At 65.9% G+C, this 13134-nt stretch carries 12 protein-coding genes; 11 read left to right on the top strand and 1 reads right to left on the bottom strand.

Annotated elements, in window-relative coordinates; genetic code table 11:
* Positions 1 to 17 precede the first annotated feature (17 nt).
* The 10 genes from OE647_RS03525 to OE647_RS03480 all read left to right on the top strand — a co-directional run bounded on the left by OE647_RS03525 (position 18) and on the right by OE647_RS03480 (position 9450).
* Positions 18 to 1502: a replicative DNA helicase gene (locus OE647_RS03525; protein WP_263720273.1), complete on the top strand. Its 1485-nt coding sequence runs from the start codon at positions 18 to 20 to the stop codon at positions 1500 to 1502.
* Between the two features lie 67 nt (positions 1503 to 1569).
* Complete coding sequence (locus tag OE647_RS03520; RefSeq protein ID WP_263720272.1) at positions 1570 to 2361, top strand: DUF1194 domain-containing protein; 792 nt, start codon at positions 1570 to 1572, stop codon at positions 2359 to 2361.
* Between the two features lie 52 nt (positions 2362 to 2413).
* The gene (alr, locus tag OE647_RS03515; RefSeq protein WP_263720271.1) at positions 2414 to 3460 is read left to right on the top strand and encodes an alanine racemase; all 1047 of its coding nucleotides are present in this window, start codon (positions 2414 to 2416) and stop codon (positions 3458 to 3460) included.
* A complete protein-coding gene (locus OE647_RS03510; protein ID WP_263720269.1) occupies positions 3457 to 4242 on the top strand; it encodes an MlaE family ABC transporter permease in 786 nt (261 codons plus the stop codon). The genes alr and OE647_RS03510 overlap by 4 nt, the downstream gene beginning before the upstream one ends.
* On the top strand, positions 4239 to 4985 hold the full coding sequence (locus tag OE647_RS03505; RefSeq protein WP_263720268.1) for an ABC transporter ATP-binding protein: 747 nt from the start codon (positions 4239 to 4241) through the stop codon (positions 4983 to 4985). The genes OE647_RS03510 and OE647_RS03505 overlap by 4 nt, the downstream gene beginning before the upstream one ends.
* A gap of 4 nt (positions 4986 to 4989) precedes the next feature.
* Positions 4990 to 5415, top strand: coding sequence for a paraquat-inducible protein A (locus tag OE647_RS03500; protein ID WP_263720267.1), 426 nt, complete (start codon positions 4990 to 4992; stop codon positions 5413 to 5415).
* 46 nt (positions 5416 to 5461) lie between these two features.
* Positions 5462 to 6832 (top strand): DNA repair protein RadA, encoded by a 1371-nt coding sequence (gene radA, locus OE647_RS03495; protein ID WP_263720266.1) that lies wholly within the window; start codon positions 5462 to 5464, stop codon positions 6830 to 6832.
* Between the two features lie 15 nt (positions 6833 to 6847).
* Positions 6848 to 7474 (top strand): CvpA family protein, encoded by a 627-nt coding sequence (locus OE647_RS03490; RefSeq protein ID WP_263720265.1) that lies wholly within the window; start codon positions 6848 to 6850, stop codon positions 7472 to 7474.
* A 93-nt stretch (positions 7475 to 7567) separates the two neighbouring features.
* Entirely contained in the window at positions 7568 to 9031 is a 1464-nt protein-coding gene (purF, locus tag OE647_RS03485) for an amidophosphoribosyltransferase (protein WP_263720264.1), read from the top strand.
* Positions 9028 to 9450 (top strand): DUF1284 domain-containing protein, encoded by a 423-nt coding sequence (locus OE647_RS03480; RefSeq protein ID WP_263720263.1) that lies wholly within the window; start codon positions 9028 to 9030, stop codon positions 9448 to 9450. Before purF ends, OE647_RS03480 begins: the two co-directional genes overlap by 4 nt.
* 9 nt (positions 9451 to 9459) lie before the next feature.
* Here the strand turns inward: OE647_RS03480 and OE647_RS03475 are convergent, their stop codons facing one another.
* Positions 9460 to 10149, bottom strand: a complete 690-nt coding sequence (locus OE647_RS03475) for a helix-turn-helix domain-containing protein (RefSeq protein WP_263720262.1) — start codon at positions 10147 to 10149, stop codon at positions 9460 to 9462.
* Positions 10150 to 10402: 253 nt separating this feature from the next.
* Here OE647_RS03475 and OE647_RS03470 point away from each other — a divergent pair, with 253 nt between their 5' ends.
* On the top strand, positions 10403 to 13129 hold the full coding sequence (locus OE647_RS03470) for a nitrate/nitrite transporter (RefSeq protein WP_263720261.1): 2727 nt from the start codon (positions 10403 to 10405) through the stop codon (positions 13127 to 13129).
* Positions 13130 to 13134 lie beyond the last annotated feature (5 nt).

Here is a 13134-nt window from a genome sequence, read left to right as displayed (position 1 = left end):
CAAGAACGGGGGACAGAATGAACGACGTGGCGAAGATTCGGGCGGTGGAGCAGCCACCCGAAGCTGAAACGCTTCCGCATAACATCGAGGCTGAGCAGCAGCTTCTCGGCGCGATCCTGACCAACAATGATATCTACGACCGGATTGCCGCGCTCGTGAAGGCGGAGCATTTCTTCGAGCCCGTCCACCGGCGGATCTACGAGATCGCCGTGGCGCGGATCCAGAAGAACGCGCTGGCCTCGCCCGTCACGCTCAAGGGTTTCCTGGAGGAAGACGAGGGGCTGAAGGCCCTGGGCGGGCCAGCCTATCTGGCGCGGCTTGCCGGGGCGGCGATCTCGGCCTTCGCGGCGCGCGACTATGCGCAGATGATCTACGAACTCGCCGTGCGGCGGGAATTGATCCGGCTCGGCCAGGACATCTCCGATCGCGCGCGGACGATCGAGGTCGAAAACGACCCCAAGGACCAGATCACGGAGGCCGAGCAGCGGCTTTACACGCTGGCCGAACAGGGCACGGCGGAGCGTGGCTTTGTCTCCTTCCTGAAGGCCACGACCGAAGCCGTGCAATCGGCGCTCGCCGCCTATCAGCGCGAGGGCTCTCTGTCGGGCATCTCGACCGGCCTGGTCGATCTGGACAAGAAGCTGGGAGGTCTGCACCCGTCCGACCTTCTGATCCTTGCGGGCCGCCCCTCGATGGGCAAGACCTCGCTGGCCACCAACGTTGCCTTCAACATCGCCAAGGCCTATCGCAAGGGCCAGAAGCCCGACGGCAGCGAGGGCGCGGTCGAGGGCGGCGTGGTCGGCTTCTTCTCGCTCGAAATGTCGGCCGAGCAGTTGGCCGCGCGGATCCTGTCGGAAGCCTCCGAGGTTCCGTCCGAACAGATCCGCCGCGGCGACATGAGCGAGGCCGAATTCCGCCGCTTCGTCGAGGCGGCCAAGGCGCTGGAGGCCTGTCCGCTTTACATCGACGACACGCCAGCGCTGCCCATCAGCCAGGTGACGGCACGCTGCCGCAGGCTCAAGCGCACCCATGGACTGGACGTCGTCTTCGTCGACTACCTTCAGCTGTTGCGGGGCACCGGGCGGGGCGACAACCGGGTGCAGGAGATTGCCGAAATCTCCATGGGTCTCAAGGCCTTGGCGAAGGAACTTAGCATTCCCGTCATCGCCCTGTCGCAGCTTTCGCGTCAGGTCGAAAGCCGCGACGACAAGCGCCCGCAACTGTCTGACCTGCGCGAATCCGGCTCGATCGAGCAGGACGCCGACGTGGTCATGTTCGTGTTCCGCGAGGAATACTACAAGGAGCGCGAGAAGCCCGGCGACCACGACCTTGAGGCCATGGCCAAGTGGCAGGAGGTCATGGAGCAGGTCCATGGCAAGGCCGAGGTCATCATCGGCAAGCAGCGCCACGGCCCCATCGGCACGGTCGAGTTGAGCTTCGAGGGCCGCTTCACCCGCTTCGGCAATCTTGTGAAACCCTGGCAGGGTGACGGCGGGTTCTGATCCGCCGCCGCCACGTCCCCGCACGATTGTGACTGGACAGGCGCGTTGCCGGGCGCAAGGTTGGGCCATGCGCCTTGCCGCCCTTCTGTCCGCCGCGTTCCTGTCGCTCCCGACCGCCGCCGCCCCTGCGGAAGAGGTCGATCTGGAGCTTCTTCTGATGGTCGATGTCTCCCGCTCCATGTCGGCGGAAGAGCTGGAGATCCAGCGTCAGGGATATGCCCGCGCGCTGACGGGCGACGCGGTTGCCGCCGCTCTGGGCCGGACGCTGACGGGTCGCATCGCGCTGGCCTATGTGGAATGGGCGGGCGAATATCGCCAAAGCATCCGCCACGACTGGGCGTTGATCGAGGACCGCGACGACCTGGAGGCCTTTGCGGCCACGCTTCTTCAGGGGCGCAGCGTCACGCAAAGCCGCACCTCCATCGCCTCGGCGCTGCGTTTCGGCGCCTTCCTGATCGGCGCGAACGAGTTTGCCGGCCTCAGGCGGGTCATCGACATCTCCGGCGACGGGCCGAACAACCAGGGCGGCCTCGTGACCGAGGCGCGCGACGAGGTTCTGGCCGAGGGCATCACCATCAACGGCCTGCCACTGATGACACATGACGACTATGGGGCACGCTGGCGGCTGGAAGACCTCGACATCTACTATTCACGCTGCGTGGTCGGGGGGCCAGGCGCCTTCGTCGTGCCGGTGACCGACTGGCGCGACTTCTCGGACGCCGTCACGCGTAAGCTTGTCCTCGAAATCGCGGGCGCGCCGGTCGAGCGGCTGCATGCAGCCCAGGCAGATGCCCCTTACGACTGCCAGATCGGCGAAAAGATGTGGCGCCGGAACCGGCGCTTCGACGACATGCCCTGAGCGCGGGGCAAAGCGCTTGCCAGTTGCGGGCGCGCCTGCGAAAAGACGCGCCATGACACAGGCACAACTGACCATCGACCTTGACGCCATCGCCGCCAACTGGCGCGCCCTCGCCCGCCTTTCCGGCGCGGCGGAGGCGGGTGCCGTCGTGAAGGCCAACGCCTACGGGCTTGGCGCCGGTCGCGTTGCTGCGCGGCTTCAGGCCGAGGGTGCGTTCAGCTTCTTCGTGGCTGAGGCGCAGGAAGGCGTCGCGCTGCGCGCAGCGGTGGGGCCGACGGCCGACATCTACGTCTTTACTGGCCACATGGCCGGTGACACCGCGGCGATCGAAGGCGCGGGGCTGATCCCGCTGCTCAACTCCCCCGAACAGGTCGCACGCCATCGCGCCGCCCTGCCCGGCCACGTCTTCGGCGTGCAGCTCGACACCGGCATGAACCGTCTGGGCATGGAAGAGGCCGACTGGCGCGCAGTGGCACCAGAGCTTTTGGCGCTGGCGCCCAAGCTGGTGATGTCGCACCTGGCCTGCGCGGACGAGCCCGGCCATGCGATGAACGGGCAGCAACTGGCAGCCTTCCGCCGGATGACGGACAGAACGGGCCTGCGCCGGTCGCTTTCCGCGACGGGCGGCATCCTGCTGGGGGCCGAGTATCATTTCGACCTGACCCGGCCGGGCATCGGCAGCTACGGCGGCCAGCCCTTCGCCGAGGCGCGCCCCGTCGTCCACCTGTCGCTGCCCGTGGTTCAGACCCGCACCGTCGATGCGGGGGAGACCGTGGGCTACGGCAACACCTGGACGGCCCCCCATGCCGCGCGCATCGCGACAGTTTCGGCGGGATATGCCGACGGGCTCTTGCGGGCCCTGACGGGCCACGGGAGGCTCTATTGCGGCGACACGCCCTGCCCGCTGGTCGGGCGCGTGTCTATGGACCTGATGGGCGTCGATGTCACCCACCTGCCGGAGGCACCCGAAACGCTCGACATCCTCTGCCCGGCGCAAGGAGTGGACCGTCTGGCGGAGGCCGCCGGAACCATCGGGTATGAGATCCTGACCTCGCTCGGCGGGCGCTACGCTCGCACCTATACCGGGACCGACGCATGAGCTTGCTCTTCGCACCGCTCAGGGGCATCGGCCGCACGACCTTTGCCGCCTTTGCCGCCATCGGGCGGATCGCAATCTTTGCCGGCGCGGCCATCAGCCATCTTCTGCGCCCGCCCTTTTACCCGAAGGAGTTCCTGCAAGCCTTTCTTCAGATTGGGTATTTCAGCTTGCCCGTCGTAGGCCTGACCGCGCTGTTCACCGGGGGCGCGCTGGCTCTGCAGATTTATTCCGGCGGCGCACGCTTTTCGGCCGAAACCGTCGTGCCCTCCATCGTCGCCATCGGCATGGTGCGGGAGCTTGGCCCGGTTCTGGGCGGGCTGATGGTCGCGGCGCGTGTCGCCTCCTCCATCGCGGCGGAGATCGGCACCATGAAGGTGACCGAGCAGATCGACGCGCTGGTGACACTCTCGACCCACCCGATGAAATACCTGACGGTGCCGCGGGTGCTGGCTGCCACGCTGGCGGTTCCGATCCTGGTGGCGGTCGGCGACAGCATCGGCATCTTCGGCGGCTACCTGGTCGGCGTGAACCGGCTGGGCTTCAACCCCGCCAACTACCTGAAGAACACACGCGAGTTCCTTGAGATCTGGGACGTGGTCTCGGGCCTTTGGAAGGGTGCGGCCTTCGGCTTCATCGTGGCGGTGACGGGCTGCTACTACGGGATGAATTCGGGCCGTGGCGCGCAAGGCGTTGGGCGCGCGACCAAGGCCGCCGTCGTCGCGGCCTCGGTCCTGATCCTGGCCACCAACTACCTGCTGACGGAGGTCTTCTTCTCCGCATGATCACGCTGTCTGGCATCCACAAGGCCTTTGGGCCGAACAAGGTTCTCCGCGGGGTGGACCTGAGCGTTCCGACCGGCCAAAGCATGGTAATCATCGGCGGCTCCGGGACCGGAAAATCCGTTCTTCTCAAGTGCATCCTGGGCCTTGTTCACCCCGATACGGGCACCATCACCGTGGACGGGCAGGATGCAGACACCGCTGCTAGGGACGCGTTCCTCGCGCGGTTCGGGATGCTGTTCCAGGGTGGCGCGCTATTTGACTCGCTCCCCGTCTGGCAGAACGTGGCATTTCGCCTCCTGCGCGGGTCGCTGAAGCGCCCCAAGGCCGAGGCGCGCGAGATTGCTATCGAGAAGCTTCGCCGCGTCGGCCTGAAGCCCGAGACCGCGGACCTTTTCCCCGCCGAACTGTCAGGCGGCATGCAAAAGCGCGTGGGCCTGGCCCGCGCCATTGCCGCCGAGCCGGAGATCATCTTCTTCGATGAACCCACGACCGGCCTCGACCCGATCATGGCGGGCGTGATCAATGAACTGATCCGGGAAATCGTGACCGAGATGGGGGCGACCGCCATGACCATCACGCATGACATGTCCTCGGTCCGCGCGATCGCCGACCGTGTGGCGATGCTGCACTCGGGCGTCATCCAGTGGACCGGCCCGATCGCGGAAATGGACACAACCGCAGACCCTTACGTCCAGCAGTTCATCCATGGTCGCGCCGAGGGCCCGATCGAGGCCGTGCGCTAGACCCATGCTGCGGGCTCTCAACCTTTTGCTCCTGATTCTTTTTCCGGTGGCCTGGTTCGCCCCGATGCTGCGGGCGGGGTTGCTGCCCTTCTTCGCATTGGATGAAATCTCGGTCGTCACGGGGCTCCAGGCGATCTGGAAAAAGGACATCCCGCTGGCGCTCGTGGTGACGTTCCTGGCCCTTTTCGCGCCCTACGCGAAGGTTCTGGGCCTTGCGCTGGTGCAGTTCGACCTCGCCTCGCCACGCATCCAGCCCGCGCTGCATGTGCTGGGGCGGCTGGCGATGGCCGACGTGTTCCTGATCGCGATCTACATCGTCGTCGCCAAGGGCGTCGGGGTCGGCCGGTTGGAAACCGCCTGGGGCCTTTACCTTTTCACCGGCTGCGTGCTGGCAAGCTTCCTGATCGCGAAGGCGAACGGCAAGGGCTGAGGCCAAGCGCGCTTGCCACGCCCCCGACCTTCGGGCAGGAAGGGCCATGGCCAAGGATCTATCACGCTTCGTCTGTAGCGCCTGCGGCGCAGTCCACCGCAAATGGGCGGGCCGCTGCGATGCCTGCGGCGCCTGGAACTCCATCGCCGAGGAGGCGCCGCTCTCCGCGGGCCCCGGCGCGCGCGCCCTTGGGGCTGCGCGGGGTCGCACTGTCGAACTGACCACGCTGGCGGCGCAGGACGCTCCCTTGCCCCGCCGCGCCAGCGGGCTTGAGGAATTCGACCGCGTGCTTGGCGGCGGGCTCGTCCCGGCCTCCGCCATCCTGGTGGGCGGCGATCCCGGCATCGGCAAGTCCACGCTGCTGCTTCAGGCGACCGCAAGTTACGCCCGCAAAGGACTGAAGACGCTTTATATTTCCGGAGAGGAAGCCAGCGCGCAGGTCCGCATGCGGGCGCAGCGTCTTGGCCTCGCCGAAGCGCCGGTAAGGCTCGGCGCCGAAACCAACCTGCGCGATATCCTGACGACGCTCGACGCCGAACGCCCGGACCTTGCGATCATCGATTCGATCCAGACCATGTGGCTCGACACCGTCGAAAGCGCACCCGGCTCCGTGGCGCAGGTGCGCGCGGCGGCGCATGAACTGGTGACCTTTGCCAAGACCCGCGGCACCGCGGTTATCCTTGTCGGCCACGTCACCAAGGAGGGGCAGATCGCCGGTCCCCGCGTCGTCGAGCACATGGTCGATACCGTGCTTTACTTCGAAGGCGAGCGCGGCCACCAGTTCCGCATCCTGCGCGCGGTCAAGAACCGCTTTGGCCCCGCCGATGAGATCGGGGTGTTCGAGATGACGGGCGCGGGCCTCTCTGAGGTGGCCAATCCCTCCGCCCTGTTCCTGTCCGAACGCGGGCAACCCGCACCGGGATCGGCGGTCTTTGCCGGGATCGAGGGGACGCGCCCGGTCCTGACCGAGGTTCAGGCCCTGGTCGCGCCCTCGCCGCTTGGCACGCCACGGCGCACGGTCGTCGGCGTCGACTCGGGCCGGCTCTCGACGATTCTCGCGGTGCTGGAGGCGCGCTGCGGCATCCCCTTCGCCGGGCTCGACGTTTTTCTGAACGTCGCGGGCGGCATGCGGATCTCGGAACCGGCCGCGGATCTTGCGATCGCGGCCGCCCTTCTTTCGGCGCGCGAGGACGTGGCGATCCCGCCCGACATGGTGATTTTCGGGGAAATCAGCCTGTCAGGGGCGCTCAGACCCGTGGCCCAGACCGAAAACAGGTTGAAAGAGGCGCAAAAACTTGGTTTCTCAGGCGCGGTAGCCCCGGAAAATTCCAAGTCCGAGGCCAACGGTAGCGGGATGAGGGTGCGCAAGATGCCCGATCTCGTGACCTTTGTCGGCGAAATGTTCGGCGCAGGTTAGGACAGGAGAACGAGCATGCAAGGCTTCACCATCGTCGACGCCGGGGTCGGTGTCATCATCCTGCTGTCGGCGGTGCTTGCCTACAGCCGCGGCTTCGTCCGCGAGGCGCTGGCCATCGGGGGGTGGATCGCTGCGGCTTTCGCGGCCTTCGTCTTCGCGCCCCAGGCGCAGCCGCTGATCCAGCAGATCCCGGTTCTTGACCGTTTCCTGGGCGACAGCTGCGAACTGTCGATGATCGCCTCCTTCGCGGTCGTCCTCGCGCTGACGCTTGTCGTCGCCTCCATCTTCATTCCGTTGTTCGCCTCTGCGGTGCAACGCTCGGCGATCGGCGGGATTGACCAGGCGCTCGGGTTTCTCTTCGGCGCGCTGCGCGGGATCGTGCTGATCGCGGTGGCCTTCCTGGTCTACGAACGCGCGCTTGCGGGTTCGACGCTTCCGGTCGTGGACAATTCCCGTTCGGCCCAGGTTTTCCAGGACTTCGAGGCGCGGCTGAACGAACAGATGCCCACCGACGCGCCGGGCTGGGTCGTGCAGAAATACGAAGAACTGGTGAAAAGCTGCCCCGCGCCCGACGGTTCCACCGATGCGCCGCAGTCCGATACCGGCGCCAAGACGCTGACCGCCCCGGCCTCCGGCGGCTGACAGTTTCATAAAAGTGAGGATGGAGGGCGTGACAGCGGCGCTCCATCCCACTAAAGGAGGGGCCGTTCGGAACCCGGATTCGGAGCCCCCCCGATGACACGCTACCTTGCCCACCCCTTCGACGACGACAAGCTGAAGGAGGAGTGCGGCGTTTTCGGCGTGATCGGCGTTCCCGACGCGGCGAACTTCGTGGCCCTTGGCCTGCACGCCCTGCAACATCGCGGACAAGAAGCCGGCGGCATCGTCGCCTATGACGAGCGCGAAGGCTTCAACAACGCCCGCCGCTTCGGCTACATCCGCGACAACTTCACCAAGGCCGACGTGATGCAGATGCTGCCCGGCAGCCTTGCCATCGGTCATGTGCGCTATTCCACCGCAGGCTCCAAGGGTCACACCGCGATCCGCGACGTGCAGCCCTTCTTCGGAGAGTTCTCCATGGGCGGCGCGGCGATCGCGCACAACGGCAACCTGACCAACGCGGCGGCGCTGCGCCGCGACCTGATCGACCGGGGCGCGATCTTCCAGTCCTCCTCTGACAGCGAATGCATCATCCACCTGATGGCGCATTCGATCCACAAGTCTCTGGCGGAGCGGATCAAGGACGCCCTGCGCGCGGTCGAGGGAGCGTTTTCGGTCATCGCGATGACGCGCACCAAGCTGATCGGCGTGCGCGACCCTCTGGGCGTCCGCCCGCTGGTCCTTGGCCGGATCGGCGAGGACGGCTACGTGCTGTCGTCCGAGACCTGCGCGCTCGACATCATCGGCGCCGAATTCGTGCGGGAGATCGAGCCGGGCGAGATGGTCGTGATCGCGAAGGGCCAGGTCGCAAGCTCGCGCCCCTTCAACCCCGCGAAGTCGCGTTTCTGCATCTTCGAACATGTCTACTTCTCGCGCCCCGACTCGATCCTCGGCGGACGCTCGGTCTATGAGACGCGGCGCCAGATCGGGGTCGAGTTGGCCCGCGAAAGCCCGGTCGAGGCCGATCTGGTCTGCCCGGTGCCGGATTCGGGCACGCCCGCCGCGATCGGCTTTGCCGCCGAAAGCGGCATCCCCTACGGCATGGGGATCATCCGCAACCAGTACATGGGCCGCACCTTTATCGAGCCGACCGAGCAGATCCGCAACATGGGTGTGCGCCTGAAGCTCAACGTCAACCGCGCCCTGATCAAGGACAAGCGCGTGATCCTGGTGGACGACTCGGTGGTGCGCGGGACCACCAGCCGCAAGATCAAGGACATGATCCTCGATGCCGGCGCGGCGGAGGTGCATTTCCGCATCGCCTCGCCCCCCACCGCCTGGCCCTGTTTCTACGGGGTCGATACGCCGGACCGCGACAAGCTTCTGGCCGCGACGATGAGCGAGGATGAGATGCGCGACTGGATCGGCGTCGACTCCCTGAAGTTCATCTCGCTCGACGGGCTCTATCGCGCGGCGGGTGAGGCCAAGGGGCGCGACGCCTCGTGCCCGCAATATTGCGACGCCTGCTTCTCTGGCGAATATCCCGTGGCGCCCTCGGACCAGATCGCCAAGGGCTTCACCATGAAGGCGGCGGAGTGAGCGGGCGCCCCGTCCGCTACCGCCCCCACCATTTCCTCTGCTCGCTCGGCTTCGAGGGCAAGGGCTATTCCGAGGCGTTCACCGCCAACATGACCGCGATCGTCATGGGACGTCTGCGCGCGCAGGGCGGTGATGCGACGGTGATCGAGGTCACGGGGGCCGCGGACGATATCTGCGCCCCCTGCCCCAAGCGGCGCGGCAATCTCTGCGCCAGCCAGGACAAGATCAAGGTGCTGGACCGCGCCCATGCGGCCGCGCTTGCGCTGGCGCCGCGTGAGCGGCTGACCTGGGGCGAGGCCAAGGCGCGCATCCGCCGCAATGTCCCGCCCGGACGCCTCAAGATCCTTTGCCAGGGCTGTGAGTGGGAACCCTACGGCATGTGCGAGGCGGCGCTGGCCCGCCTTCACGCGGACACCTGACGGACGCCCTTAGCGGTCCATCAGCCGTCCGGGCAGCGCGATCGCGCAGAGACGGTCGAAATCGGCAAGGTCCACGGTCGCCCCGTCGATGGTGACGCCATCCTCCCGAAGCTGCTTAAGCGCGCGCGACAGGTTTTCGGGGGTCATGCCCAGGTAGGACGCGATGATGCGCTTTTCGTAGGGCAGCGCGAAGGTCCGGCTGCGGCCGTTGCGTTCGCATTCGGCAATCAGGAATGCTGCGAGCCGTTCTTTCGAGTTTCTGAGCTTGATGTTCTTCGCGTGCCGAACGACGCCCCGGTAGGACCCGGCGAGTTCGCGCACGATCGCCTGCGCGAAAGCCGGATCGCGGGCGAAGACCGAACGCAGGTCCGTGCCGGGGATCAACGCAACGCGCGAGGGCACCAATGTGCGGGCCGACATCAGGTAGGGCGCATCGTTGATACAGGCCGCGAGGATGAAGGTGGACACGGGTCGCACCACGGCCATGGTGGTTTCCCTGCCGTTCCATCGTGCGAAAAGCTCGACCGCGCCGTCGGTGATGACGTGCAGGAAGTCGGCGGGCCGCCCCTCGACGATCAGGTCGACCTGGGGCGGAAAGGATTGGTGGTAGGCCCCCCGCGTCAGTTCCGCGAAATGCGCAGGCGCCATGTCGCGAAAAAGCGGCAGGGAGCGAATCTCTTCGAGGTCGGCGCTACGCATGAATCGCAAGGGTCCGAATTTCGGTTCTTGATAATTGTTAAGGCATACGCTGAAAAAAGTCGATCAAGGTTCCAAAACTTCTCATCCCGGCGGGCCGGGATTTTGCCCCCCTCAGATGACATAAGTCATAAATCATTGTTTTTCATATGTAAAATTTCAAAACTTGACCTGAATCAACCTCCCCCGCGCGGACCGATGGTTCTGTGCCGCCAATCGCGCGGGATCCGCCTGCGCGTCTCAAACGGAGGCGACAATGCTTCAGGGCTTGCATGTGTCGAAGGGCGACCAAAATCGCGCCCTCGCTCTTAGCACCATCGCGTTCACGGTCTGCTTTGCGGTCTGGACGATCTTTTCCATCATCGGTGTGGCCATCAAGAAGGAGCTTGGCCTCAGCGAATTCGAGTTCGGCCTACTGGTCGCAACACCGATCCTGACCGGCTCTCTCACCCGCCTGATCCTTGGCGTCTGGACCGAGAAATACGGCGGCAAGCTGGTGTTTTCGTCCCAGATGATCCTGACGGGCCTCGCGACCTGGGCACTCACGCTGGCGCATACCTACACGATGTACCTTGTCGCCGCGCTGGGGATCGGCCTTGCCGGCGGCTCGTTCATCATCGGCGTGGCCTATGTGTCGCGCTGGTATGACGCGGGCAAGCAGGGCACCGCGCTTGGCATCTTCGGCGCCGGGAACGTCGGCGCCGCCGTCACCAAGTTCCTCGCGCCCTTCGTCATGGTGGCCTATGGCTGGCAGGGCGTCGCGCAGGTCTGGGCGGCGGGCATCGCCATCATGGGCGTCCTGTTCTTCATCCTCGCCAAGGACGATCCGGAACTGGTCGAGCGGCGCCGGAAAGGCGTCAGCGCCCCGAGCCTGGCCGAGCAGTTCGCACCGCTGAAGAAGCTCCAGGTCTGGCGCTTCTCGCTTTACTACTTCTTCGTCTTCGGCGCCTTCGTCGCGCTGGCGCTCTGGACCCCGCACTACCTGATCGATGTCTATCATGTCGATGTCCGCACGGCCGGCATGTCGGCGGCGGCGTTCTCGCTCTCGGCCTCGCTGTTCCGGGCCTATGGCGGGCACCTGTCGGACCGCTTCGGCGCGCGGGCGGTGATGTACTGGACCTTCCTCTTCTCGCTCGTGTTCCTGTTCATGCTCTCCTACCCGCCCACGGATTACGTCATCCAGGGCAAGGAAGGCCCGATCCACTTCTCGACCGAGATGGGGCGCTGGCCCTTCGTCGTGACGCTCTTCGGCCTTGGCTTCTTCATGAGCCTCGGCAAGGCGGCGGTCTACAAGCACATCCCTGTCTACTATCCCAGCCACGTCGGCGCGGTCGGCGGTCTGGTCGGCATGATCGGCGGCCTTGGCGGCTTCATCCTGCCGATCATGTTCGGCGCGTTGCTTGACCTGACCGGCATCTACACCAGCTGCTTCGCGCTGCTCTTCGTGCTCGTTGCCATCGCGCTTACCTGGATGCACCTGTCGATCCGCGCGATGGAACGTTCCGCCCATGGCGCATCGCTCGACGAACTCCCCGCCCTGCCCGAGTTGCAGGACATCCACATCCCCGGCACGACCGAGATGGCGCACATGCTCGAAGACTGGCGCCCCGAGGACCGCGCGTTCTGGGCCGAAAAGGGGCGCCGCATCGCACGCCGCAACCTGTGGATCTCGATCCCCGCGCTGCTCCTGGCCTTCTCGGTCTGGATGGTGTGGTCCATGGTCGTCGCCCGGCTTCCGGCCATCGGCTTCGACTTCACGCCCGGCCAACTCTTCTGGCTGGCGGCGCTGCCGGGGCTTTCGGGCGCCACGCTGAGGATCTTCTACAGCTTCATGGTCCCGATCTTCGGCGGGCGGCTCTGGACGACGCTTTCGACTGCCTCGCTGCTGCTTCCGGCGGCTGGCATCGGCTACGCCGTGCAGAACCCCGAAACCCCCTACCTGATCTTCATGGTTCTGGCGCTTCTCTGCGGGCTTGGCGGCGGCAACTTCGCCTCCTCCATGGCCAATATCGCCTACTTCTTCCCCAAGGCCGAAAAGGGCAACGCCCTTGCGTTGAATGCGGGCCTTGGCAACCTCGGCGTCTCGGTCATGCAGTTCCTGGTTCCGATCGTCATCACCGCGGGCGTCTTTGGCGCCATGGGGGGTGACGCGCAGGTGACAAAGGACGGTGCCGAACTTTGGATGCAGAACGCGGGCTTCGTCTGGGTGCCCTTTATCATCGTGGCGACCATCGCCGCATGGCTCGGCATGAATGACATCGCGGAGGCGAAGGCCTCGTTCCGCGATCAGGCAATCATCTTCTCGCGCTTCCACAACTGGATCATGTGCGTGCTCTACACCGGGACCTTCGGTAGCTTCATCGGCTACTCCGCCGGCTTCCCGCTCCTGACCAAGCTCATGTTCCCCGAGGTCAACGCCCTGCAATACGTCTTCCTTGGCCCCCTCGTCGGCGCGCTGTCCCGCGCGGGCACGGGCTGGGTCAGCGACCGCTGGGGTGGCGGCCGGGTCACCTTCTGGACCTTCCTCGGCATGATCGTGGCGGTCTTCGGCGTGATCACCTTCCTGCCCAGCGACGGCGCAGGTGGCAGCTTCGTGGGCTTCTTCGCCTGCTTCATGGCGCTGTTCTTCCTGACCGGCGTCGGCAACGCCTCCACCTTCCAGATGATCCCCGCGATCATGGGGCACGAGATCCCGCGGCTGATGCCCGCGCTCGACGCCGCCGCGAGCCGCCGCCAGGCGGAGCGTGAAAGCGCCGCGATCATCGCCTTCACCAGTGCCATCGCGGCCTACGGCGCCTTCTTCATCCCGAAGGCCTACGGCACCTCGATCGCGATGACGGGCGCACCGTTCCTGGCGCTCTGGGCGTTCCTCGGCTTCTACGCCATCTGCCTCGTGCTGACCTGGTTCTACTACACCCGTCCGGGCGGCGTCCTTCATGACATCGAGCGTGGCCGCGTCCATGCCGCCCCGGCACAAGCCTGAGAGGA

Source organism: Albidovulum sediminicola, assembly GCF_025751575.1.
GTDB lineage: Bacteria > Pseudomonadota > Alphaproteobacteria > Rhodobacterales > Rhodobacteraceae > Albidovulum > Albidovulum sediminicola.
Note: the sequence above shows the minus strand (reverse complement) of the source record. Positions and strands in the feature narration are given on the sequence as shown.